The organism is Pseudomonas sp. GL-R-19 (genome assembly GCF_019956375.1).
Taxonomy (GTDB): domain Bacteria; phylum Pseudomonadota; class Gammaproteobacteria; order Pseudomonadales; family Pseudomonadaceae; genus Aquipseudomonas.
On the sequence record NZ_JAHBDJ010000033.1, the window covers coordinates 27,298 to 50,109 of the forward strand.

Here is a 22,812-nt window from a genome sequence, read left to right on the forward strand (position 1 = left end):
TCACGAAGGTGTGCCAGTCGACCTCGTGGTAGCTGATACACCTTCGCGAGCAAGCTCGCTCCTACAGTAGCCCTTCGTTTTCAGCCGGCTTTTTTATCGGCCATGACTTGCGGGTAGTAACGCTTGATCGCCAGGTCGGCGTTATCGATCAGGGTCATGCAGGCCCAGACACCCCGGGCGGTATCACGGGCCGCGATAGCCTCGGCCAGGTCCCGGTGAATCGGCAAGGTGCGACGCAGTTCATCCGGGTCGGCGGCGGACACTTCAAAAGCCACCGCCAGCAACGCGCCGAGGGCGGGAACCATTTGTTCGATGAATTGATTGTGGCTGGCAGCGAGGATGCACTCGTGGAAGAACTGATCGGCACGGTTGTAATCGATGCCGCTGTCCACCGCCCGTTCCAGCGCGTTGCAGGCCAGCAGGATCGCGTTCACCTGTTCGCCGGTTGCGCGCTCGCAGGCCCAGCGCACGGCCATCGGTTCGATGGTGCGGCGCAGGTCGAGCAGATCGTCGACGAAGTTTTCCGGCAAGCCGCTGCGCGACAACCAGCCGACGACTTGTGGATCGAAGAGGTTCCAGCGCCGCACAGGCAACACCCGCGTGCCAACCTTAGGGCCGACTTCGAGCATGCCTTTGGCAACCAGGGTTTTGATCGCTTCGCGGATGACCGTGCGGCTCACGCCGAGTTGTTCGCCGAGGTCGGCTTCGACCTTGAGTGACTCACCGGGCTTGACCTGTCCCGTGGCGAGCCAGCATCCCAGCCAATCAACGGTCGAAGCATGAAAGCTGCTGGACATGGACACCTCAAAGCCGTACGTGATGGAAGCCCACGCTAATCATCATACGATTGGATGTCAAATAAAAAAGATCGCAGCCTGCGGCAGCTCCTACAGGGGAATGTGGACTCCTGTAGGAGCTGCCGCAGGCTGCGATCTTTTCAGGGCTCGAGGCCGATGGGGAAGAACTCGCCGCCACTCCATACACCGAGCCAGCGCTGGCCGTCGATCTCACGGCTCACTGCCAGCTCTACCAATTGATAGAACACGTTGCGATGGATCAAGGCTTCAAGATTGCTGCGCACATGCACATAAGGGGCCGGTTCCTGCGTTACCGGGTCGATGACCACGCGCATCGGGTGCTCGGCACCGGCCTCGGTGGTTTCATCGACGTTGGTGGTAAAGCGCAACAGCTGCGCCTCGCCCTCGCCTTCCACGTCCACCGCAATCGCCACGAACGGCGCATCGTCGACCTTGATGCCGACCTTTTCGACCGGCGTGATCAGGAAATAATCATCGCCGTCGCGGCGAATGATGGTGGAGAACAGCTTGACCATCGGCTTGCGCCCGATCGGCGTGCCCAGGTAATACCAGGTGCCGTCGCGGGCGATGCGCATGTCGATGTCGCCGCAGAAATCGGGATTCCACAGGTGCACCGGCGGCAAGCCTTTGGTCTTGGGGATTTGCCCCAGCAGGTCGTTGGCTTTTTGCGGGCCACTCATGGTGTTCTCCTTGGCATTACTGGTCGCTGAGCCCCAGCAGGCTGCGCGCGTATTGTTCCAGCGGCGGGCCCATCAGGTCTTCGGGTTTTTTATCGTGGAACGTCAGTAAACCGCCACGACTCTTGATGGTCGCAGTATCAATCAAATACTGGGTGCTGGTCTCGATCAACATGATCTGAATCATACCGCTATCGATGCCGAGACGATCCAGGGCTTCCTGGTCCAGCCACTCGTCCGAGTTGCCGATACGGTCGTCAGACTTGGCAAATCGGGTGTAGAGCAGATAGTGCGCACCGGCGGCACGGGCTTCGCCCATGGCCTGGTCGAGGCCTTCCGGCGTACGGGCACGGCGGACCATCGGGAAGTATTCGACGAAGCCATCGAACGCGACTTCGGCAATCACGTTGGGCCGTGGGTAAACGGAGCTGCCCGCTGGCATGAAAGCACCTTGGGCGATGTAGACGAACGAGTCCGGTTGAATGCGCAGATTGTTTACGCGACGGCTGTCACTGTGATCGAGTAACCCCGCATCGCTCATATGGTAACGAGTCCCTTTGGCCATATCGCTGACGTTCATGCAGCCACCAAGTGCCAAAACGGCCAGCAGCAAAACCAGGCTACGCATCCTATCCTCCAGAGGCCGGTGTCGGAAAACCGGCGAATGGCCGTAGGATGCAGCTTTTGCGCCAGCTCATGAGCCTTGTTGACTGATCTATAGCCATCGCGAGCAAGCTCGCTCCTACAAGGATTTACGCAAACCTTGTGGGAGCGTGGCTTGCCCGCGATGAGGCCGGTCTAGCCGCCAATAATCTTCATGACAGTCGCACCACCAGAGAACGCCACTTCCTGCTTGTCGCCCAGGGCTTTCACCAGAAGGCGTTGCAAGGCCGGCAGTGCTTGATGGCGCGGCTTGTCCAGCAGGTCGCCGATGTAATGGCGATTGCTCGACGACAGGCAGCCATGCAGCCACCCGGTGGAAGATAAACGCAAGCGTGAACAGGTCCGACAGAAAGGCACGCTCTCGTTGGCGATCACGCCGAAATAACCCTGGCCGGGGATTTCATAGCGCACCGCTGTCGCATCGACCGGCGCGTCGGCCTGCCGGTATTCGTAGCGCTCACCGATCAGGCTCAACAGTTGCTGGAGGCTGACGAACTGCTGCAGAAAGGCATTGGAATCGCTGGCCAGATGGCCCATGCGCATCAGCTCGATGAAGCGCAGTTCATAACCACGCTCCAGACAGTAGTCGAGCAGCGGCATCACTTGATCAAGGTTCTGCCCGCGCAGCGGCACCATGTTGACCTTGATCTTCATCCCGGCCGCACTGGCCTCGCTCATGCCGTTGAGCACGGTGGCCAGGTCGCCGCCCCGGGCAATGGCACGGAATGCACTGGCGTCGAGGGTATCGAGGGAAACGTTGAGGCGCCGAATGCCGGCGTTCACCAGTAGTGGCAGTTTCTTCGCCAGCAACTGGCCATTGGTGGTCAGGCTGATGTCTTCCAGGCCCATCTGCCCGACCGCCGTCATGAACGCTTCGAGTTTCGGGCTGACCAGCGGCTCGCCACCGGTAATGCGCAGACGCTCGATCCCCGCCGCTTCAATCAGATAAGCCACACCGCGTGCCATGGCTTCGGCCGACAACTCATCCTGCGCAGCCACCAGCCGCTTGCCATTGGGCACACAGTAGGTACAGGCGTAATTGCAGGCTGAAGTCAGACTGATTCGCAAGTTGCGAAAACGCCTGCCTTGACGGTCAACGATCATGGTCACTCCGGCGGAAGAATATCGGGCCGCTAAAACTTGACCCAGAAATCAAGTTTTAGCAAGTCCTCTACCTGAGTATATTCCTGCGGCACTGCGCCAAGTAGCGAAATCATGGCGCAATAAGGCAACTGAATGGCTCAGCTGCCGGGAGTGTCGGTGTCGCGCTTGCGCTTGTTACCCATGCGCACGCCGATGTCCATCAGGAACTGGAAGAAACCTTCCTGATCTTCCAGCACATTGCTCCAGAACGGCGAGTGATACAGCGCGACAGCACCGTGCACCAACGCCCAGGCCGCGCAGTAATGGAAGTAAGGCGGTACATCTTCCAGCTTGCCTTCACTGATCCGGCCTTTGATCAGCAGGGTCAGGCGTTCGAAGTTCGAGGCACGGATCTTGTGCAGTTCCTCGATCATCTCCGGCACCTGGTTGCCCTTGACCACTTTCTCTTCGAGACGGTCGAACAGGCGATAGCGTTGTGGATCGCGCATGCGGAATTCGAAGTACGCCCGGGACAGGGCTTCCTTGTCCTTGTCGACATCGGCCGAATGCAGCAGTGTGTTCAAATCGCGCTCGTAGTCGAGCATCAGGCGCAGATAGATTTCCGCCTTGGACTTGAAGTGCTTGTAGATCGTGCCTTTGCCGATACCGACGGCATCAGCGATCATCTCGACGGTGACACTGTCTTCACCTTGTTCGAGGAACAGCTTGAGCGCGGTATCGAGAATTTCCTGCTCGCGGCGACGAAATTCACGGACCTTACGAGGTTCTTTATGCATAAGAAAAGGTCTGTCGGGGTCAAAATTCGAAGCCGCGTATTATGCCTAACTTGCGCCAAAATGCACGGATCATCCGACCATATCTGCGCTTTCTGGTCATTCTGCGCACGTTTACAGGGTGATGAGAACTCTTCCGAAGCGCACGTATTCCAAATTTGTTTAAAAACCCGGGCCGCCAAACTGGACGAGGCGCGATCCTGATCAATACTTGAACTGTCGGCGGGGCATCTCCCCCAAGTGTCACGCCGATATTGGTACCAAAGGACCGCGTGCCATTGTTTTACTCCTAATGGTCTTAACCCGGATTCACCCCCCAGAACCCGGGTTTTTTTTGCCTGCGATTCAACCTTGTGGGAGCGAGCCTGCTCGCGAAAGCGGCTTCGAACCCTAAACCGATTTCACATGCGCCAACGGAAACAACCGCTTGAAGTTCTCAGTGGTCTGCTCGGCAAAACGCTCGTAGGGCTCACCACGCAACATTGCCAGAAATTCCGCAACTTCACGCACGTACTGCGGCAGGTTTGGCTTGCCGCGATAGGGTATCGGCGCCAGGTACGGCGAGTCGGTTTCCACCAGCAATCGGTCGGCCGGCACCTTGCTGGCCACATCGCGCAACGCGTCGGCATTGCGGAATGTGACAATCCCGGACAGGGAAATGTAATAGCCCATGTCCAGTGCAGCCTTCGCCATTTCCCAGTCTTCGGTAAAGCAATGCAATACACCTGCCTGGGGCAACGCCGCTTCACGCAACAAGTCCAGGGTATCGGCGCGGGCGCCGCGGGTGTGGATGATCACCGGTTTGCCGGTCTGCTGCGCCGCTTGCAGGTGCAGGCGAAAGGATTCCTGCTGCAACTGCGCCGCTTCCGGCTCGTAGTGATAATCGAGGCCGGTTTCACCGATGGCGACCACCCGCGGGTGATTGAGCTCCTGCAACAGCCAGTCCAGCGCCGGCGCGGCACCCGGCTGCACATCCAGAGGGTGCACACCCACCGAGCAGTCGACGTCGTCATAACGTTCGGCCAGGGCTTTGACGTCGGCCGCGTTGTCCGCGCTGACACCGATACACAGAAAGTGCCCTACCCCGCGCTGTCGGGCCGCATCAAGAGCAGCATCCAGGGAACCGTCGTGGGCGGCCAGGTCGAGGCGATCGAGGTGACAATGGGAATCTACGAGCATAAAAGGGCTGCAACTTACATCGAATGAGTGGGACGGTCGGATGTTCTGATACTCGGAGTCTAGGCGCGGACAGTCATCTTTGGCCAGGCAACGACGCCCATTGCACCAGCAATGCCTCCAGCAGCAAGGCCGGATTGAGGTTGGCCTTGCTCAGGACTTTCTGCCTTTGGGCGAGGATCCAGTCCTGAATATCGAGGACTTTGCCCTGGGCGCTTTTCTGCGCCAGGTATTGCACGACCTTGCGCATGTCGGCAAGGCCCAGGCCAGCTTCGTCCTGGGTCAACTGATAGCGCAGGATCAGGCTCGACCAATCGCAGAACCAATCGAACAGGCGCAACATCGGAATGTTTTTCCACTCTTCGGCCAGTTGCGTCGGCGACTGCTGTTGCTTGAGGAGTTTTTTCACCCCTTCCACCACTTGCATACGTTGCTCACGCACGCCCTGGGCCTGAAGATTGACCGCCGCCAGTGGCGAACCGGCGGCCAGTGTCAGCAGTTCGATGCGCTCTTCTTCGGAACACTCCGGCAACGCCTGAGCCAGCCACTTCAAGCTCATGGCCTCGCCCGGCAGCGGACAGGCCTGCTGCACGCAGCGACTCTTGATGGTTGGCAACAATCGGCTGGGCTGATGGCTGACCAGCAACAAAACCGTATCGCCGGACGGTTCTTCAAGGCTTTTGAGCAAGGCGTTGGCAGCATTGATGTTCATCGACTCGGCCGGCTCGATCAACACCACCTTGCGCCCGCCCAACTGTGCAGTCTGCACCACGAAACCGACCAGATCGCGAACCTGATCGACCTTGATCGCCTTGTCGGCTTCTTCCGGTTCCAGGATGTAGTTATCCGGGTGGCTGCCAGCCTTGAGCAGCAAACAGGATTTGCATTCACCACAGGCTTGCAGCGCATTCGGGCGCTGGCACAGCAAGCTGGCCATCAGGCGCTCGGCCAGTGCCCGCTTGCCGATCCCGGCCGGGCCATGCAGCAGGTAGGCATGCGCATGCTGGGCGCGACCAGCCAGGTGCTGCCAGAGGGTTTCCTGCCACGGATAGGCCTCAGCCACGGCTCAACTCCAGCAGGCGCGGCAGCAAGGCATCCAGCGATTGCTGAACCTGTGCCAACGGCTGGGCAGCATCGACCAGCACATAACGCGCCGGATCCGCCTCGGCCCGTTTGAGGAAGGCTTTGCGTACGGCATCGAAAAAGGTCCGGCCTTCGCGTTCGAAGCGATCCAGACGACCGCGAGCACTGGCGCGGGCCAGACCCACCTCGACAGGCAGATCGAAAATCAGCGTCAGGTGCGGGCGCAGATCGCCCTGGACGAAGGCTTCCAGGGCCGCGATGCGCTCCAGCGACAAGCCACGGCCGCCGCCCTGGTAGGCGTATGTCGAATCGGTAAAACGATCACACAAGACCACGGCACCGCGAGCCAGCGCCGGGCGAATCACCTCGGCCAGGTGCTGGGCACGCGCCGCGAACACCAGCAGCAACTCGGTATCCGGGTTCATGACTTCGTCGACCGGGGCCAGCAGCACTTCACGGATGCGCTCGGCCAGCGGCGTGCCACCCGGCTCGCGGGTCAGCACCACCTCGATGCCGGCGGCGCGCAGGCGCTCGGCCAGGTATTCGCGGTTGGTGCTCTTGCCGGCGCCTTCCGGGCCTTCCAGAGTAATAAACAAGCCAGTCACAGGCAGTCCTTAGTCAGAGTCATTGCGGGCTTTTCGGTGCGTTGGCATCGAGTTCCGGCATTTCAGGGGCTGGTGCAGGATCTTGCGCCGGCACTTGCGGCAGCGCCTCGGGAGCCGTGTTCGGTGAAGCGGCCGGGATCGGAGCCAACTCTTGCGAAGACTTGGCCTCCTGCGTACCGGTTTGCTCAGCCTCTGTTGGCGGCGTCTCGGCCGTGGAGGCAGGCGCCGGGCTGGAGCGGTAATCGGCGCGACGCTTGAGCTGGAACTCCTTCACAGCATTGTTGTGAGCGTCCAGGTCGTCGGAGAACACGTGAGTGCCATCACCACGCGCTACGAAGTATAGGCTGTTGCCCTCCACCGGATTGAGTGCCGCATGGATGGCTTCGCGACCGACCATGGAAATCGGCGTCGGCGGCAGGCCCGCATTCATGTAAGTGTTATAGGGCGTCGACTCCTTGAGGTGAGCCCGGGTCAGCTTGCCGTTGTAGCGGTCGCCAAGGCCGTAGATCACCGTCGGATCGGTCTGCAGCAGCATGCCCATCGCCATGCGTCGTACGAATACGCCGGCAATTTGCCCGCGCTCCTGCGGTACGCCGGTTTCCTTCTCCACCAGCGAGGCCATGATCAGCGCCTGGTAGGGTTCGGTGTACGGCACATCGGAAGAACGCTGTTCCCACTCCTTGGCGAGCACTTCGTCGAGGCGCTCGTAAGCGGTTTTCAGCAGTTCGATATCGGTCATGCCGCGCACGTAGCGATAAGTGTCAGGGAAGAAGCGCCCTTCCGGGAAAATCCCGCTGTGGCCGAGCTTGTCCATGACCTGACTGTCGCTCAAACCGTCGAGGCTATGGTCGAGCTTCTCTTCTTTGGCCAGCGCTGCGCGGACCTGACGGAAATTCCAGCCTTCGACCAGGGTCAGGCTGTACTGAACCATTTCCCCGCGTTTCCACAGGTCGATCAGGCCTTCGACGGTCATGCCCGGCTTCATGCGGTATTCACCGCTGTGCAGGGGTTGCCTGGCGAGGTTGAAGCGCCAATATACCCGCAGCCAGAATGCGTCCTTGATGACGCCATTGGCTTCGAGTCGGTAGAGGGTGCGGGTCGGCGTGGTGCCCTTGGGCACATCCAGCAATTGCTCCTGGGCAATGTTCAGCGGCTGTACCAGCGCCGAATGAATTTTCCAGGCTGAAGCACCCAACAGCAGCCCCGCCAGAACCAGTCCGGTTTCCAGCAGCAGCAAGAATTTACGTCTCACGTATCAAGCATCCAGTAGCGCACGGGCAATGGTTTGGAGTTTACGGGTGAGCGGCCCAACCGGCCAGTGAAGAGCAGCACAGGCGCGCACCGGCCAAACGCCATACACGCTGTTGCAGACAAAGACTTCGTCAGCCCATTGCAGTTGTTCGAGGGGAATGTCAGTGATTTGCGTGGGGATTCCCAGCGACCTGGCCTGAAACAATATTTCGCCACGCATCACGCCGGCCACGCCGCAGCGCTTGAGGTCGGCGGTGACGAGTACACCATCACGCACCAGGAACAAATTGCTGAACACGCCTTCAATCACGCGCCCGGCCTGATCGAGCATCAAGCCTTCGGCATGCTCGGTGTCCTGCCATTCGGCACGGGCGAGGACTTGCTCAAGACGGTTCAGGTGCTTGAGGCCGGCCAGTAATGGCTGTCTGGACAATCGCGTGGTGCAAGGAAACAGACGAACACCCTGCTCGCCATGCACGGCAGGGTAAGCCGCGGGTGGATTGCCTTGCAGAATGCGTCGGGCCTGAGCCGAAGGATCCGGGGCGTAACCGCGCAGACCATCGCCACGAGTGAGGATGAGCTTGAGCACCCCGTCACCCAGTGCCGCGGCGTAGGCCAGCAGTTCGCTGCGGATCAACGCCTGATCGGCGGCAAGCGCCAGACGCGAACAGCCGTCCGCCAGACGCGACAGATGCCGTTCCAGCAATACGGGCTGCCCGTTGCGCACGGCGATCGTCTCGAACAGACCATCGCCATAAGCCAGGCCGCGATCCTTCAGCGACAAAGCGTCAGCCGGCTGACCGTCGACCCAGCTGTCCATCAGCCTGCGAACCGGCGGAACACCAGCGAGCCGTTGGTGCCGCCAAAACCGAAGGAGTTGGAAACGACCACATCGATATCCATATTGCGCGCCGTGTGCGGCACGAAATCGAGGTCGCAGCCTTCGTCCGGCTCATCGAGGTTGATGGTCGGCGGCGCTACCTGGCCGTTGATCGCCAGCACGCTGAAGATCGCCTCGACCGCGCCCGCCGCACCCAACAGGTGACCGGTCATGGACTTGGTGGAACTGACGGCCAGCTTGTAGGCGTGATCGCCGAACACCGACTTGATCGCATTGACTTCGGCCAGGTCGCCTGCGGGAGTCGAAGTGCCGTGGGCGTTGATGTACTGCACTTGATCGCCATTTATTTTGGCATCGCGCAGCGCATTGGTGACGCAACGAGCAGCACCGGCGCCATCGGCTGGCGGCGAGGTCATGTGGTAGGCATCGCCACTGGTGCCGAAACCGATCAGCTCGGCGTAGATGGTCGCACCACGGGCCTTGGCGTGTTCCAGCTCTTCCAGAACCAGCGCACCGGCACCGTTGGACAGCACGAAGCCATCACGGCCCTTGTCCCAAGGACGGCTGGCGCGGGTCGGCTCGTCGTTGCGGGTCGACAGCGCGCGGGAGGCACCGAAGCCGCCCATGCCCAGACCGCAGGCTGCCATCTCGGCGCCACCGGCAATCATCACGTCGGCTTCGTCGTACATGATGTTGCGGGCTGCCATGCCAATGCAGTGGGTACCGGTGGTACAGGCCGTGGCGATGGCGTAGTTGGGTCCCTGTGCCCCCAGATGGATCGACAGGAAACCGGAAATCATATTGATGATCGAGCCTGGCACGAAGAACGGAGAGATCCGTCGTGGGCCGGTCTCGTGCAGGGTGCGGGCGGTTTCTTCGATATTGGTCAGACCACCAATACCCGAGCCCATGGCCACACCGATGCGCTCACGGTTGGCGTCGGTGACTTCCAGGCCGGCGTTGCGTACCGCCTGAAAACCTGCGGCCAGACCGTATTGAATGAACAGGTCGAGCTTGCGGGCTTCCTTGACCGACAGGTATTCCTCGACATTGAAGCCCTTTACCGAGCCGCCAAAACGAGTGGAATAGGCAGAAAGGTCGGCGTGTTCGATCAGACCAATGCCACTGCGGCCAGCCAGAATGCCCTGCCAGCTGCTTGGCACATCCGTGCCCAGTGGCGACAACATACCCATACCGGTGACTACGACGCGTCTACGCGACACAGCACTCTCCTTTTTCAAATGACGACTTTGCATCATGCCTAAAGAAAAAACCGCACGCCGTGATGGCAGTGCGGTTTTTCCACGACAGCGAGCAACGATTACGAACTATTACGCCTGGTGGCTAGTAACGTAGTCGATTGCAGCTTGTACGGTAGTGATCTTCTCGGCTTCTTCGTCAGGGATTTCGGTCTCGAATTCCTCTTCCAGAGCCATCACCAGCTCAACGGTGTCAAGGGAGTCGGCACCCAGGTCTTCTACGAAGGAAGCAGTGTTGACCACTTCTTCTTCTTTAACGCCCAGTTGCTCAGCAACGATTTTCTTGACGCGCTCTTCGATGGTGCTCATACCTTGTTTTCACTCCTAATGGACAAATTCAGGCAGCTGGCCAGTGGGTAAGTGTATAGAAAGACTTTTCAGCTTTTCAACTGAAAGCTTCACTCCTCAAACCCGGTGACCCTATGCCGATAAAATAGATTGCAGCTTTATAACGGATTTTAGACAGCTCGTATGACATTTTTTTGAAGCAATCCGTCACATTTGAATTACATGTACATCCCGCCGTTCACCGGGATTGTAGCTCCGGTAACGTAAGCCGCACCGTCCGACGCAAGAAAAGCGACCACGGACGCGATCTCTTGAGCCTGCCCCAGACGACCCAACGGAATCTGCGTCTGCAAGGCTTCACGCTGCGCTTCGGGCAGTTCACGGGTCATATCGGTATCGATGAACCCTGGGGCCACCGAGTTTACCGTAATCGAACGCGAACCGACTTCACGTGCCAGAGCACGGCTGAAACCTTCCAGGCCGGCCTTGGCGGCAGCGTAGTTTACTTGGCCTGCGTTGCCCATGGCACCCACAACCGAACCAATACTGATAATTCGGCCCCAACGGGCTTTGGTCATGCCGCGCAAAACGCCCTTGGACAGGCGGAACAGACTGTTCAGGTTGGTATCGACAACGTCATGCCACTCGTCGTCTTTCATGCGCATCATCAGGTTATCGCGGGTGATGCCAGCATTGTTGACCAGGATCGCCGGCGCACCGAACTGCTCCTGAATGCTCGCCAGAACAGCCGCCACGGACTCGTCGCTGGTGACATTGAGTTCCAAGCCAGTACCTTGAATACCGTTTTCCTTCAGGGTCGCGGCAATGCGCTCGGCACCCGACGCGGAGGTCGCGGTACCCACAACGATGGCGCCCTGACGACCCAGTTCCAGGGCGATGGCCTGGCCGATGCCACGGCTCGCACCGGTGACCAGTGCAACTTTACCTTGCAGACTCATGCAAGCTTCTCCTGATTCAGGCCAGCGCTGCACGGGCGGCAGCGAAAGCGTCTGGGGTATTGAGGTTGGATGTCGACACGCCTTCGGCGCAGCGTTTGTTCAGACCGGCCAGTACTTTGCCCGGGCCGCACTCGACCAGATTGGTCGCGCCCTTGGCTGCCAGCGCCTGTACGGATTCGACCCAGCGTACTGGCTTGTACAGCTGTTCGAGCAGATCACGCTTGAGGGTTTCCAGATCGGCCGGCACCTGGGCACTGACGTTCTGTACCACAGGAATCTGCGGTGCCTGCCAGTCGATAGCGGCGATCGATTCGGCGAAACGCTCGGCAGCCGGGCGCATCAGCTCGCAATGGGACGGCACGCTGACCGGCAACGGCATGGCGCGCTTGGCGCCACGTGCCTTGCAGCCTTCGATGGCGCGCTCGACGGCAGCCTTGGCACCGGCGATGACCACCTGGCCCGGCGAGTTGAAATTCACCGCGCTGACCACTTCGCCTTGCGCCGCTTCGGCACAGGCCGCCAGTACGTCGGCATCGTCCAGGCCCAGGATGGCAGCCATACCGCCTTGTCCGGCCGGCACGGCTTCCTGCATCAGCTGGCCACGACGTTCGACGAGCTTCACTGCATCGCCCAGGCTCAGACTGCCTGCCGCGACCAGCGCGCTGTATTCACCCAGGCTGTGCCCGGCAACGTATGCCGGGCGCGCGCCACCTTCCGCCAGCCACAGACGCCACAGGGCGATCGAGGCAGTCAGAATGGCCGGCTGGGTTTTATCGGTTTGATTGAGTTGCTCTTCCGGCCCTTGCTGGGTCAGTGCCCACAGGTCGTAACCCAGTGCATCGGAAGCTTCTTTGAATGTTTCGAGAACAACCGGATGTTGCGCGCCCAGCTCGGCCAGCATGCCGAGGGACTGCGAACCCTGTCCCGGAAAGACGAATGCGAGGGAAGCAGACATGTAACAAGCCCCTAATGATCTTGTCGTCGGAAATTGGCGTCCCGCTTTGGGGGCGCAAGAAACTGACAGTTGGATGGCCCATCGAACCAACCGGTCACATTTAAGCATTGTCCGACGAAAACGCCTAAAGCAATAAATCCTCCAGACGACCGTGAATGCGCTCGGGCAGGTTTTCCTGAATCTCGATCAGTGCGCGCTCAATGGCGCTTTGAAAACCCTGCACTCCGGCAGAACCGTGGCTCTTCACCACGATCCCCTGCAATCCGAGAAAGCTCGCGCCGTTATGCCGGGCAGGTGCCAGATCGGCCTGCAGACGTTTCATCAAGGGCAGCGCCAGCGCGCCGACCATGCGAGAGGCTACGTTCTTCCTGAACAACGCCTCGATGCGCCCGGCAATCATGGTCGCCAGGCCTTCGCTGGATTTGAGCAGGATGTTGCCGACAAAACCGTCACACACCACCACATCCGCTTCGCCGCGGTACAAACCATCACCTTCGACGAAACCAATGTAATTGATGCCGCGAGCGGCCTGTAACAAAGTGGCGGCCAGCTTGACCTGCTGGTTGCCCTTGATGTCTTCGGTGCCGATATTCAGCAACGCCACCCGTGGACGCGCTATGCCCAGAGTTTGCGCTGCAACCGAGCCCATGACCGCAAACTGCAGCAGATGCTCGGCACTGCAATCGACGTTGGCCCCCAGGTCGAGCAATTGGCAGTAACCCTTCTGTGTCGGAATCGCCGCCACCATGGCCGGACGATCAATACCCGGCAAGGTCTTGAGCACGAACCGCGACAACGCCATCAACGCCCCGGTATTACCGGCACTGACACAGGCCTGGACTTTGCCGTCGCGCAACAATTCCAGGGCGACACGCATCGACGAGTCAGGCTTGCCACGCAAGGCCTGGGTGGGTTTTTCGTCCATGGTAATGACTTCGCTCGCCGGGGCAATCGACAGGCGCGCGCGATCCACAGCCGAATGGCCAGCGATCAATTCTTCAAGCAGGGAGGGTTGACCGACGAGGGTCAGGTGCAGCGAGGGTGTAGCAGACAGGCAAGCAAGGCTGGCCTGAACAATGCTGCGGGGACCGAAGTCCCCGCCCATTGCGTCAATCGCGATGACTTGAGCGGACAAGTGATTACTCGTCAGCGCCCTTGTCGATCACTTTACGGCCACGGTATACGCCTTCTGGCGATACGTGGTGACGCAGGTGAACTTCACCGGTGGTTTTTTCTACAGACAGGGTGCTAGCCTCGAGAGCGTCGTGCGAACGGCGCATGTCACGGGCAGAGCGGGATTTTTTGTTCTGCTGAACAGCCATAATTGATTAACTCCTAAACGTTTGGGTCACGCTTTAACTGCGCCAATACACTGAACGGGTTGGACCGCGTTACCTCGTCCTCGCTCGGTTCGGGCTCATCGAGACCCGCCGGCTGCTGGCATTCTTCCGGATGATGAGCAGGCACAATGGGCAAGGCGAGCAGAAGCTCCTCCTCGATCAGTGACTGCAGATCCAAAGGATCTTCGCCCAGTTCCAGCACGTCATAACCTTTCGGCAACGACTGGGTATTCGCACCCTCCTTCACCACGGCGTAACTGCATTCGCTGTGGATCGGCAGGGTGACCAGCTCAAGACAACGCTGGCAAACCATTTTGACTTCAGTGTCGATAAAGCTGTGGATGACCACAGATTTACGTTCATCTCGTTCAAAAACGAATTTAGCCTGCACCGTACCGACATTGTCGGAAAGCGGGTCGCAGAGTCTCTCCAAATCGGCCAGCAGCATTTCACCTTGAAGGGTGGTGCCACGATCAGCCAATTTGCGCGGGTCAACGTGAGGTGGAATCGGGTCATTCAACATAGGCGCAGCATTATAGGGATGCACCCGCCCATGTCAAAGGAAATTCAGCCCTGTCCGTCACTTGCAAGCCTCGCTAGAATTCGCACCTGCCTTCTGGAGATGCGCATGCTGCCTTTATTACTCGCTTCTGGCTCGGTCTATCGCCGGGAATTGCTGGCCCGCTTGCAGTTGCCTTTCACGTGCAGCTCGCCGGATATCGACGAAAGCCATCGCCTTGGCGAATCCGCCATCGAGCTGGTCAAGCGCCTCGCCGAAGAGAAAGCACGAGCCCTGGCCGACAGCCATACCGCTCATCTGATAATCGGCTCCGATCAGGTCGCCGTACTGGGAGAACGGATTATCGGAAAGCCCCACAGCTTCGAAAAGGCCCGTGAACAACTGCTGGCCGCCAGCGGTGCCCGCGTGACATTCCTGACCGGCCTGGCCCTGCTCAACAGCCAGACCGGACACTGCCAGGTCGATTGCGTGCCGTTCACCGTACACATGCGCACACTCGACGCGACCCGCATCGAACGCTACCTGCACGCCGAGCAACCCTACGACTGCGCAGGCAGCTTCAAGGCCGAAGGGTTGGGGGTGAGCCTGTTTCAAAGCACGGAAGGCCCTGACGCCACCAGCCTCGTCGGCCTGCCACTGATTCGCTTGACCGACATGCTCCTGACCGAAGGCGTGCAAATCCCCTGAAGATCAAAAGATCTTTTGATTCTAAAAAAAACCGGCTGAAGCCGGTTTTTTTATCACAAGAGATTCAGCGCAGCGACGGACCGTTAAACCCCATCCACATCGCCAAATGCTCAGCCACGCTGGCACCGAGCTTTTTCGAGAAGCGATCGAACGGCGACTCCTGAACAGTGAAGTCCACCAGCTCTTTCTCGCCGATCACATCCCGCGCAACCGAACTGGCATTACCCAGCCCATCGATCAACCCCAGCGGCAGCGCCTGCTCGCCGGACCAGACCAGGCCGGAGAACAGCTCCGGATGCTCCTTGTCCTTCAGGCGATCGCCGCGCCCCTGCTTGACGCTGCCGATGAACTGCTTGTGGGTCGTATCGAGCACGCCCTGCCAAAAAACAGTTTCTTCCGGCTTTTGCGGCAGGAACGGATCGAGGAACGACTTGTGTTCGCCAGCGGTGTAAGTGCGCCGCTCGACGCCCAGCTTCTCCATGGTGCCAACAAAGCCATAACCGGCAGCCGTTACTCCGATGGAGCCGACCAGGCTGGCCTTGTCGGCGTAGATCTGATCTGCCGCGCTGGCGATGTAGTAAGCGCCGGAAGCCCCCAGGTCGGAAATGACCGCATACAGCTTGATGTCCGGGTGCAGGCCGCGCAGACGGCGGATCTCGTCATAGACATAACCCGACTGCACCGGACTGCCGCCCGGGCTATTGATGCGCAGGATGACGCCCTTGACCTTCTTGTCCTCGAAAGCCGCGCGCAGACTGCCAACGATATTGTCTGCGCTGGCGGGCTCCTTGTCGGCAATCATGCCTGCCACATCGATCAACGCCGTGTAATTGGCACTGAGGGTAGCTGCCTTCTCCATATCCATCAGCGGCGAAAACAGGGCAATGGCACCGAACAGATACACAAAAGTCAGTGATTTGAAGAATATCCCCCAGCGACGGGATCGGCGCTGTTCCTGTATGCCGGCCAGCAGCGTCTTTTCCAGCAGCTTCCAGCTCTTGTCGTCACCGCTCTCTGCGCTCGCCTTGGCGGGCGCCTTCCATTCGTCGGTCATGCCATCCACCCCAAAAACAACCGGTTAAGCCCGCTGACTCAGCCAGGCATGCAATTCTGAAAAACGGTCAATGGCCAGCCGCGGCTCATACAACTTCAACGCATCGATCGATTGAGCGCCATAGCTGACAGCCACCGACCCCATGCCGGCGTTGCGCGCCATCTGCAAATCAAAGGACGAATCACCAACCATCAATGCTTGTTCCGGGCGGACCTCGCAATGCGCGAGAATCTGCTCGAGCATCAGTGGATGGGGCTTGCTGGCGGTCTCGTCGGCCGCGCGGGTGATATCGAAGTAGTTCTCCCAGCCATGGGACTTCAACACCCGGTCCAGCCCGCGACGGGCCTTGCCGGTCGCCACGGCCAGATGATAACCCTCGGCACGAAATGCCTCGAGCGACTCGACCACACCCTCGAACATCGGCGAAGGCACGGCTTCCGACGCAATGTAATGTTCGGCATAGTGCTCGCGGAACGCGATCAGTTCGCCATCATCAATCTCGGGGTACAGGGTGCGGATCGCTTCCGGCAAGCCCAGGCCGATGATGCCTTTGACGGCAAAATCATCGCGCAGCTCAAATCCGGAGCGCTGCGAGGCAACGTGCATGGCCTCGACAATCCGGCCAATGGAATCGGCCAGCGTGCCGTCCCAATCGAAGATCAGCAGCTTGTAATCAGATGGGCGCACTCAATCGCTCCACGGTTTTGGCCCACATCTCGTCGACCGGCGCTTGCAGCTTCAGCTCACCGCCATCGGGAAGTGGCACGGTCAGCATGTAGGCGTGCAGGAACAGACGCTTGCCGCCCAGATCGCGGATTTCCTTGCTGAAACCTTCGTCGCCATACTTGGTGTCGCCAGCGATGCAATGCCCGGCGTGCAGGGTGTGGACACGGATCTGGTGAGTCCGGCCGGTAATCGGTTTGGCCTCGATCATGGTGGCAAAGTCGCCGAAGCGGCGCAGGACCTTGAACACGGTCACGGACTCCTTCCCCTCCTCCTCGTCGACCTCAACCATGCGCTCGCCGGAGCGCAGATTGCTCTTGCCCAGCGACGCACGGACTTGCTTGATCGAGCTCGCCCAGTTACCGCGGACCAGCGCCATGTAGCGCTTGTCGACGCCATCACCGCGCAACGCAGTGTGCAAGTGGCGCAACATGCTGCGCTTCTTGGCGATCATCAACAGGCCGGAGGTATCACGGTCGAGACGGTGAACCAGCTCGAGCTCCTTGCAATCGGGGCGCAACTGACGAAAGGCTTCGATCACCCCGAAAGTCAGACCGCTACCGCCGTGCACAGCAATGCCCGCAGGCTTGTTGATCACGATCAGGGCCTTGTCTTCGAAGACAATCGAGGCTTCGAGTCGCTGCAACAACCCCTGCGCCAGTGGCACCGGCTCGTCGCGCTCGGGCACTCGAACCGGCGGCACGCGCACGATGTCGCCCGCCTGCAGCTTGTACTCGGGCTTGATCCGACCTTTGTTCACCCGCACTTCGCCTTTGCGCAAAATGCGGTAAATCAAGGTCTTGGGCACGCCTTTGAGTCGGGCGAGAAGGAAATTATCAATACGTTGGCCGGCATATTCCGGCGAGACCTCAAGCAGTTGTACGCTTGGAGTCGGGAGGGTAGTCGTCGTCATGCCGCGGATGATAACAATTTTTTATGGAATTGAAGCACTTAATCATTGCTGCTATAGTCGCGAACGTCGCCAAAAGCGGCCTGGACAGCGGACCAACGGTCAAAAACCGGCCCTGACCAACGCAATTCACCAGGATGCGAGGCCGTCCTACGGGGCTTTCGCTACGTAACGGTGGAGTTTGCAGGTGTAACGAGCGCAGGTGACATGAGGCCTGAATCACGCCACAAAGCAGAGTTCTCACTCGTTTTGCGAGCCATATTCACGGCCAGTTCACAAAGTGCAGTCAGCTGCGAATGACCCCCGAGCGAAGGCATCGGAAACAACGCCTAAATTAGCCATGATGCGTGACCTCCCCTTTCGGAGCTCACGGTAAATGCCAACCCGCTGCGGATTCTGCGCGCGGCAGCACCCGAATTATCAGGGATACGTGTAGGGTGGAGATGCACAACCGCCGGACTGTGTAGCAACAGGCTTTCTCAAGACGCTTCATCTCGTCCACAGCCGCTGGTTGATTCCTCCTCCTGACTGAGTGCTTAAGTAGCCACAGCAAGCAGGACGCGTACGTCGCGATGAAGGCCCACATTGGCCGGACTTCGCTGGACACGGGAAATGGCCAACCACTCCCGACGCACCTGACACCGACCGTGAGAAGTCGTGTGTGCCGAACGCCGTTTCCGGCAGCCCGGAAACCGACGGTACTACATGAAAAGAATGCTGATTAACGCAACTCAACCCGAAGAGTTGCGTGTTGCACTGGTAGATGGCCAGCGCCTCTACGACCTGGACATCGAATCCGGTGCACGCGAGCAGAAGAAGGCCAACATCTATAAAGGCCGGATTACTCGCATCGAACCAAGCCTCGAGGCTGCCTTTGTCGATTTCGGCTCTGAGCGCCACGGCTTCCTGCCCCTCAAAGAAATCTCCCGCGAATACTTCAAGAAAGCCCCGGAAGGTCGCGTCAACATCAAGGACGTCCTGAGCGAAGGCCAGGAAGTCATCGTTCAGGTCGAAAAAGAAGAGCGTGGCAACAAGGGCGCCGCCCTGACCACCTTCATCAGCCTGGCCGGTCGCTACCTGGTGCTGATGCCGAACAACCCGCGTGCCGGCGGTATTTCCCGTCGCATCGAAGGCGAAGAGCGCAATGAACTGCGTGAAGCGCTGAACGGTCTGGTTGCCCCGGCCGACATGGGTTTGATCGTGCGCACTGCCGGCCTGGGCCGCAGCAGCGAAGAAATGCAGTGGGACCTCGACTACCTGCTGCAACTCTGGACCGCCATCAAGGAAGCTTCGCTGGACCGCGCCGCGCCGTTCCTGATCTACCAGGAAAGCAACGTGATCATCCGCGCGATCCGCGACTACCTGCGCCAGGACATCGGCGAAGTGCTGATCGACAGCGTTGAAGCCCAGGACGAAGCCCTGACCTTCATCCGCCAGGTGATGCCGCAGTACGCCAGCAAGATCAAGCTGTACGAAGACAGCGTTCCGCTGTTCAACCGCTTCCAGATCGAAAGCCAGATCGAAACCGCTTTCCAGCGCGTCGTCGAACTGCCTTCCGGCGGTTCCATCGTCATCGACCCGACCGAAGCCCTGGTGTCCATCGACATCAACTCGGCGCGCGCCACCAAAGGCAGCGACATCGAAGAAACCGCCCTGCAAACCAACCTTGAAGCGGCCGAAGAAATCGCCCGTCAGTTGCGCCTGCGCGACATCGGCGGCCTGATCGTCATCGACTTCATCGACATGACCCCTGCCAAGAACCAGCGCGCCGTGGAAGAGAAAGTCCGCGAATGCCTGGAAGCCGACCGCGCTCGCGTGCAAGTCGGTCGCATCTCGCGCTTCGGCCTGCTGGAAATGTCCCGTCAACGCCTGCGTCCATCCCTGGGCGAAAGCAGCGGCATCGTCTGCCCGCGTTGCAACGGCACCGGCATCATCCGTGACGTTGAATCGCTGTCCCTGGCGATTCTGCGCCTGATCGAAGAAGAAGCCCTGAAAGACCGTACCGCCGAAGTTCGTGCACAAGTGCCGATCCCGGTGGCTGCGTTCCTGCTCAACGAAAAACGCAACTCGATCACCAAGATCGAACTGCGTACCCGCGCCCGCATCGTCATCCTGCCGAACGATCACCTCGAGACGCCGCACTTCGAAGTGCAGCGCCTGCGTGATGACAGCCCGGAAGCGGCCACCAACCAGTCCAGCTACGAAATCGCCGCTGCCGCTGCCGAAGTGGAAGAAGTCCAGCCAGCCGCTGCGACCCGCACCCTGGTTCGCCAGGAAGCAGCGGTCAAGACGGCGCCGGCCCGCGCCAACGCTCCGGTTCCGACCGAAGTTGCCGCACCGGCCCCTGCGCCGGTCGCCGTGCCAGAGCCAAGCCTGTTCAAAGGCCTGGTGAAGTCGCTGGTCAGCCTGTTCGCCACCAAGGAAGAGCCTGTCGCGCCGATTGTGGTTGAAAAGCCTGCCGCCGAGCGTCCGGCCCGCAACGAAGAGCGTCGCAACGGTCGCCAGCAAAGCCGCAACCGCAACGTTCGCCGCGATGAAGATCGCAAGCCCCGCGAAGAACGTGCACCACGTGAAGAACGTGCACCGCGTGAAGAACGCGCACCGCGTGAAGAGCGCCAGCCACGCGAAGTTCGCGAGCCCCGTGAAGAAACTCCGGCAGTAGCCCGCGAAGAACGCGCACCACGCGCTCCTCGTGAAGAACGTGCACCGCGCGCTCCGCGCGAAGAGCGCAAGCCACGTGGCGAGCGCGAAGAACGCGTTCGTGAACTGCGCGAGCCTCTGGATGCTGCTCCGGCTGCTCCGGCTGCTCCAGCTGCCGCTGCCGCTGTTACCGCTGAAGAGCGTCCGGCTCGCCAGCCACGTGAAGAACGCGCGCCACGCCCTCCGCGTGAAGAGCGTCAGCCGCGTGCCGAACAAGCTGCCGCAGCTGAAGCCGAAGAAGAACTGACCACCAACGAAGAGCAACTGCAGGAAGACGGTCTGGAAAGCGCCGAGGGCGATCGTCCACGTCGCCGTTCCCGTGGCCAGCGTCGTCGCAGCAACCGTCGCGAGCGTCAGCGTGACGCCAACGGCAACGTGATCGAAGGTTCGGAAGAGTCCGAGTCCGGCGAAAACGCCGAAGCACCAAGCGTTGCCGATCTGGCCGCCGGCCTGGCTGTTACCGCAGCCGTCGCCAGCAGCGTGATCAGCGCTCCAGCCGAAGCTGAAGCCAATGTGCAAGCTGAACGCGCCACTGCCTCGACCCTGGAAGCTCCGGTTGAAGCACCAGTCGTTGAAGCGACCACCCCGGTCGAATTCACTGCGTCACCGGAAATCGAAGTGGCACCAGCGCCTGAGGCACAGCCTGCCGTTGAAGCGGCTGCCGAGCCAGCGCCAGTGGTAGAAGCACCTGCCGTGGCTGCAGAAGCGGTTGTTGAGACTGTGACTGAAACCGTTCGCGAAGTGCGTGAAGAGCAAACGGCGTTCAACTGGGTGGCCGAGCCAGCCGTCGCTGAAACACCAGCGCCCGCTGCCGAGACCCAAGTGCCTGAAGCCATGGTTTCCGAGCCGGTGGTTGCCGCTGCAGAACCGGCTCCAGCGCCAGTCGTTGAAGCGCCAGTCGTTGCCGAAGCACCAGCTCCGGTAGTCGAAGCTGCTCCTGCCAGCGCCCTGACGCCAAGTGGCCGTGCTCCTAACGACCCGCGTGAAGTGCGTCGTCGCAAGCGTGAAGCCGAGCGTCTGCAGAAGGAAGCTGAACTGGCTGCCGCTGCGGCTCCGGTTGCAGCTGAAGTGGTTGAGGCAGCGCCTGCCCCGGCCCCTGAAGTGGCTGCCGAGCCGGTTGAGTCGGTGATCCACGAAGCGCCGCGCTCCGTTCAGGAAGCGGTAGAGCAACACGAGCAAGCCGAGGAAAAAGAACACGAGCCTAAACCTCTCGTCTGATTCCATCGGCCACTGAAAAGCCCCGCCTGGTGATCCCAGGCGGGGCTTTTTTTGCTTATATGTCCCGTCCTGAATAAGGTTTACACCTGCTTCAGGACTTGACAATAGAAACTGAAGCCTGTCGCTACTTGGCAACGGTTTATTGCCGAGGCGATTGCGTTCCTCGCTAAACACCCGCTTAAATATTTGTAAGCAAGTATTACGAAAGAGCTGTGCAACGTGCAGAATAGAGCGGTGCAGGGCTCGAAGTAGGTCCTGCCACGGCCTGAAAGCCTTCGGCCCGTTATGGAGCAAAGAGTGCGTGACTATGGAAATTGCTGAACTGGACGCTTTCAAAGCGATTGTTGACTACGGCAGCGTCACACAAGCAGCGATCAGGTTAAACCGCGCTCAATCCAGTATTTCCTTCCGCATCAAGACACTCGAATCACGGCTCGATACCAAGCTGTTCGAACGCTCCGGTCGCGGTATCACGATGACGGCGCCAGGCAAGGAGCTCTATGCCTACGCCTCACAAATCCTCGAACTGGTTGCTCGCGCTCAAGCCAGCCTGAGCCAGACAAAAACCGAATCACGGGTGCGTTTGGGTGTCATCGAAAACCTCACTATTACTCGCCAGAACCTGTTGCAAAGCATCGTTGCCAATCCCGACGGGCTGGCAGTGGATGTCAGCATTGGTAATACACAGTCGCTGCTCAAGGATCTTGAGGCCGGCAAGCTCGACGCAGTGATTGTCGGCGCAGGCTTTGCACCTTCGCACTATCGCCGGGTAACGCTGTTCAACGATCCACTGGCCTTGATCTACAGCGCAGCACACCCCGCCATCCAGGACCTGAAAGCGTTCAGTGGCCAAGTGTTCCTGGTCAACAGCCGGCGCAGCGCTTCGCAACGCAATCTCGACGAACTATTCATGATGGGCAATATCACCCCGGAAAAAATCATCGAGTGTGGCTCTTATCCGCTGTTGTTTTCTAATGTGATCAACGGCGTGGGTGTTGCCCTGGTGCCGTTGTCACTAGTCGATTCGTGCTGCCGCAGTGAACAGGTGCAAACGTATTTCCTGAGTGGTTCATATGCCTCACTGACCACCGAATTCGTGTTTTTCGATCACCCTGGCAAACCAGCCCCCAGAGCGCTGGCGCAATGGGTGCTGGACTTCGAAAAACCGGCCTGCTTACCGCTGACGGAAGGGTAACGGGCCGGGTCCC

Annotated in this window: 23 protein-coding genes; 3 read left to right on the forward strand and 20 right to left on the reverse strand. The window is 59.8% G+C overall.

Features of this window, described 5'->3' with window-relative positions; all coding sequences use genetic code 11:
* Positions 1 to 80: 80 nt before the first annotated feature.
* From KGA83_RS17405 to KGA83_RS17485, 17 genes are all read right to left on the reverse strand, one after another.
* Positions 81 to 797, reverse strand: coding sequence for a FadR/GntR family transcriptional regulator (locus KGA83_RS17405; protein ID WP_108215365.1), 717 nt, complete (start codon positions 795 to 797; stop codon positions 81 to 83).
* Between the two features lie 140 nt (positions 798 to 937).
* Positions 938 to 1,498, reverse strand: coding sequence for a DUF1285 domain-containing protein (locus KGA83_RS17410; protein ID WP_223530323.1), 561 nt, complete (start codon positions 1,496 to 1,498; stop codon positions 938 to 940).
* 16 nt (positions 1,499 to 1,514) lie between these two features.
* Positions 1,515 to 2,123 carry a DUF4823 domain-containing protein gene (locus tag KGA83_RS17415; RefSeq protein WP_223530324.1) on the reverse strand — a complete coding sequence of 203 codons (609 nt, stop codon included), beginning with the start codon at positions 2,121 to 2,123 and terminating at the stop codon, positions 1,515 to 1,517.
* A 170-nt stretch (positions 2,124 to 2,293) separates the two neighbouring features.
* On the reverse strand, positions 2,294 to 3,262 hold the full coding sequence (locus tag KGA83_RS17420; RefSeq protein ID WP_108215362.1) for a GTP 3',8-cyclase MoaA: 969 nt from the start codon (positions 3,260 to 3,262) through the stop codon (positions 2,294 to 2,296).
* A gap of 137 nt (positions 3,263 to 3,399) precedes the next feature.
* The gene (locus tag KGA83_RS17425; protein ID WP_108215361.1) at positions 3,400 to 4,038 is read right to left on the reverse strand and encodes a TetR/AcrR family transcriptional regulator; all 639 of its coding nucleotides are present in this window, start codon (positions 4,036 to 4,038) and stop codon (positions 3,400 to 3,402) included.
* 387 nt (positions 4,039 to 4,425) lie between these two features.
* On the reverse strand, positions 4,426 to 5,214 hold the full coding sequence (locus tag KGA83_RS17430; protein ID WP_108215360.1) for a TatD family hydrolase: 789 nt from the start codon (positions 5,212 to 5,214) through the stop codon (positions 4,426 to 4,428).
* A 73-nt stretch (positions 5,215 to 5,287) separates the two neighbouring features.
* Positions 5,288 to 6,274 carry a DNA polymerase III subunit delta' gene (locus KGA83_RS17435; RefSeq protein WP_108215359.1) on the reverse strand — a complete coding sequence of 329 codons (987 nt, stop codon included), beginning with the start codon at positions 6,272 to 6,274 and terminating at the stop codon, positions 5,288 to 5,290.
* Complete coding sequence (gene tmk, locus KGA83_RS17440) at positions 6,267 to 6,899, reverse strand: dTMP kinase (RefSeq protein ID WP_108215358.1); 633 nt, start codon at positions 6,897 to 6,899, stop codon at positions 6,267 to 6,269. Before tmk ends, KGA83_RS17435 begins: the two co-directional genes overlap by 8 nt.
* Positions 6,900 to 6,918: 19 nt before the next feature.
* Entirely contained in the window at positions 6,919 to 8,151 is a 1,233-nt protein-coding gene (mltG, locus tag KGA83_RS17445) for an endolytic transglycosylase MltG (RefSeq protein ID WP_108215357.1), read from the reverse strand.
* 3 nt (positions 8,152 to 8,154) lie between these two features.
* Complete coding sequence (pabC, locus tag KGA83_RS17450; protein ID WP_108215356.1) at positions 8,155 to 8,970, reverse strand: aminodeoxychorismate lyase; 816 nt, start codon at positions 8,968 to 8,970, stop codon at positions 8,155 to 8,157.
* Positions 8,970 to 10,214 carry a beta-ketoacyl-ACP synthase II gene (fabF, locus tag KGA83_RS17455; protein ID WP_108215355.1) on the reverse strand — a complete coding sequence of 415 codons (1,245 nt, stop codon included), beginning with the start codon at positions 10,212 to 10,214 and terminating at the stop codon, positions 8,970 to 8,972. The genes pabC and fabF overlap by 1 nt, the downstream gene beginning before the upstream one ends.
* A 108-nt stretch (positions 10,215 to 10,322) precedes the next feature.
* On the reverse strand, positions 10,323 to 10,559 hold the full coding sequence (gene acpP, locus KGA83_RS17460; RefSeq protein WP_003175607.1) for an acyl carrier protein: 237 nt from the start codon (positions 10,557 to 10,559) through the stop codon (positions 10,323 to 10,325).
* Between the two features lie 197 nt (positions 10,560 to 10,756).
* Positions 10,757 to 11,497 carry a 3-oxoacyl-ACP reductase FabG gene (fabG, locus tag KGA83_RS17465; RefSeq protein ID WP_007997043.1) on the reverse strand — a complete coding sequence of 247 codons (741 nt, stop codon included), beginning with the start codon at positions 11,495 to 11,497 and terminating at the stop codon, positions 10,757 to 10,759.
* A gap of 16 nt (positions 11,498 to 11,513) precedes the next feature.
* On the reverse strand, positions 11,514 to 12,452 hold the full coding sequence (gene fabD / locus KGA83_RS17470) for an ACP S-malonyltransferase (protein ID WP_008050436.1): 939 nt from the start codon (positions 12,450 to 12,452) through the stop codon (positions 11,514 to 11,516).
* 124 nt (positions 12,453 to 12,576) lie between these two features.
* Positions 12,577 to 13,587, reverse strand: coding sequence for a phosphate acyltransferase PlsX (plsX, locus tag KGA83_RS17475; protein ID WP_108215354.1), 1,011 nt, complete (start codon positions 13,585 to 13,587; stop codon positions 12,577 to 12,579).
* A 4-nt stretch (positions 13,588 to 13,591) separates the two neighbouring features.
* Positions 13,592 to 13,774: a 50S ribosomal protein L32 gene (rpmF, locus tag KGA83_RS17480; RefSeq protein ID WP_003179396.1), complete on the reverse strand. Its 183-nt coding sequence runs from the start codon at positions 13,772 to 13,774 to the stop codon at positions 13,592 to 13,594.
* A 13-nt stretch (positions 13,775 to 13,787) separates the two neighbouring features.
* On the reverse strand, positions 13,788 to 14,315 hold the full coding sequence (locus KGA83_RS17485) for a YceD family protein (protein WP_008050439.1): 528 nt from the start codon (positions 14,313 to 14,315) through the stop codon (positions 13,788 to 13,790).
* A 105-nt stretch (positions 14,316 to 14,420) separates the two neighbouring features.
* Here KGA83_RS17485 and KGA83_RS17490 point away from each other — a divergent pair, with 105 nt between their 5' ends.
* Entirely contained in the window at positions 14,421 to 14,999 is a 579-nt protein-coding gene (locus tag KGA83_RS17490; RefSeq protein ID WP_223530325.1) for a Maf family protein, read from the forward strand.
* A gap of 64 nt (positions 15,000 to 15,063) precedes the next feature.
* Here the strand turns inward: KGA83_RS17490 and KGA83_RS17495 are convergent, their stop codons facing one another.
* The 3 genes from KGA83_RS17495 to rluC are packed head-to-tail and all read right to left on the reverse strand — an operon-like array spanning position 15,064 to position 17,689.
* Positions 15,064 to 16,053 carry a S49 family peptidase gene (locus tag KGA83_RS17495; RefSeq protein WP_223530327.1) on the reverse strand — a complete coding sequence of 330 codons (990 nt, stop codon included), beginning with the start codon at positions 16,051 to 16,053 and terminating at the stop codon, positions 15,064 to 15,066.
* Between the two features lie 24 nt (positions 16,054 to 16,077).
* Positions 16,078 to 16,740 (reverse strand): HAD-IA family hydrolase, encoded by a 663-nt coding sequence (locus KGA83_RS17500; RefSeq protein WP_223530329.1) that lies wholly within the window; start codon positions 16,738 to 16,740, stop codon positions 16,078 to 16,080.
* Positions 16,727 to 17,689, reverse strand: a complete 963-nt coding sequence (rluC, locus tag KGA83_RS17505; protein WP_108215350.1) for a 23S rRNA pseudouridine(955/2504/2580) synthase RluC — start codon at positions 17,687 to 17,689, stop codon at positions 16,727 to 16,729. The genes KGA83_RS17500 and rluC overlap by 14 nt, the downstream gene beginning before the upstream one ends.
* A 702-nt stretch (positions 17,690 to 18,391) precedes the next feature.
* Here rluC and rne point away from each other — a divergent pair.
* Both rne and KGA83_RS17515 read left to right on the forward strand, forming a co-directional pair.
* The gene (gene rne, locus KGA83_RS17510; protein ID WP_223530331.1) at positions 18,392 to 21,604 is read left to right on the forward strand and encodes a ribonuclease E; all 3,213 of its coding nucleotides are present in this window, start codon (positions 18,392 to 18,394) and stop codon (positions 21,602 to 21,604) included.
* 307 nt (positions 21,605 to 21,911) lie between these two features.
* Positions 21,912 to 22,799 (forward strand): LysR family transcriptional regulator, encoded by an 888-nt coding sequence (locus KGA83_RS17515; RefSeq protein WP_108215348.1) that lies wholly within the window; start codon positions 21,912 to 21,914, stop codon positions 22,797 to 22,799.
* Positions 22,800 to 22,812 lie beyond the last annotated feature (13 nt).

What these genes read in the sequence shown, in the direction of transcription:
- fabG (WP_007997043.1), bottom strand. Translation starts at nt 11,497, where the DNA reads ATGAGTCTGCAAGGTAAAGTTGCACTGGTCACCGGTGCGAGCCGTGGC.
- KGA83_RS17420 (WP_108215362.1), bottom strand. Translation starts at nt 3,262, where the DNA reads ATGATCGTTGACCGTCAAGGCAGGCGTTTTCGCAACTTGCGAATCAGT.
- KGA83_RS17405 (WP_108215365.1), bottom strand. Translation starts at nt 797, where the DNA reads ATGTCCAGCAGCTTTCATGCTTCGACCGTTGATTGGCTGGGATGCTGG.
- KGA83_RS17410 (WP_223530323.1), bottom strand. Translation starts at nt 1,498, where the DNA reads ATGAGTGGCCCGCAAAAAGCCAACGACCTGCTGGGGCAAATCCCCAAG.
- acpP (WP_003175607.1), bottom strand. Translation starts at nt 10,559, where the DNA reads ATGAGCACCATCGAAGAGCGCGTCAAGAAAATCGTTGCTGAGCAACTG.
- KGA83_RS17490 (WP_223530325.1), top strand. Translation starts at nt 14,421, where the DNA reads ATGCTGCCTTTATTACTCGCTTCTGGCTCGGTCTATCGCCGGGAATTG.
- KGA83_RS17425 (WP_108215361.1), bottom strand. Translation starts at nt 4,038, where the DNA reads ATGCATAAAGAACCTCGTAAGGTCCGTGAATTTCGTCGCCGCGAGCAG.
- KGA83_RS17415 (WP_223530324.1), bottom strand. Translation starts at nt 2,123, where the DNA reads ATGCGTAGCCTGGTTTTGCTGCTGGCCGTTTTGGCACTTGGTGGCTGC.
- KGA83_RS17485 (WP_008050439.1), bottom strand. Translation starts at nt 14,315, where the DNA reads ATGTTGAATGACCCGATTCCACCTCACGTTGACCCGCGCAAATTGGCT.
- KGA83_RS17515 (WP_108215348.1), top strand. Translation starts at nt 21,912, where the DNA reads ATGGAAATTGCTGAACTGGACGCTTTCAAAGCGATTGTTGACTACGGC.
- rne (WP_223530331.1), top strand. Translation starts at nt 18,392, where the DNA reads ATGAAAAGAATGCTGATTAACGCAACTCAACCCGAAGAGTTGCGTGTT.
- fabD (WP_008050436.1), bottom strand. Translation starts at nt 12,452, where the DNA reads ATGTCTGCTTCCCTCGCATTCGTCTTTCCGGGACAGGGTTCGCAGTCC.
- rpmF (WP_003179396.1), bottom strand. Translation starts at nt 13,774, where the DNA reads ATGGCTGTTCAGCAGAACAAAAAATCCCGCTCTGCCCGTGACATGCGC.
- KGA83_RS17430 (WP_108215360.1), bottom strand. Translation starts at nt 5,214, where the DNA reads ATGCTCGTAGATTCCCATTGTCACCTCGATCGCCTCGACCTGGCCGCC.
- pabC (WP_108215356.1), bottom strand. Translation starts at nt 8,970, where the DNA reads ATGGACAGCTGGGTCGACGGTCAGCCGGCTGACGCTTTGTCGCTGAAG.
- rluC (WP_108215350.1), bottom strand. Translation starts at nt 17,689, where the DNA reads ATGACGACGACTACCCTCCCGACTCCAAGCGTACAACTGCTTGAGGTC.
- KGA83_RS17495 (WP_223530327.1), bottom strand. Translation starts at nt 16,053, where the DNA reads ATGACCGACGAATGGAAGGCGCCCGCCAAGGCGAGCGCAGAGAGCGGT.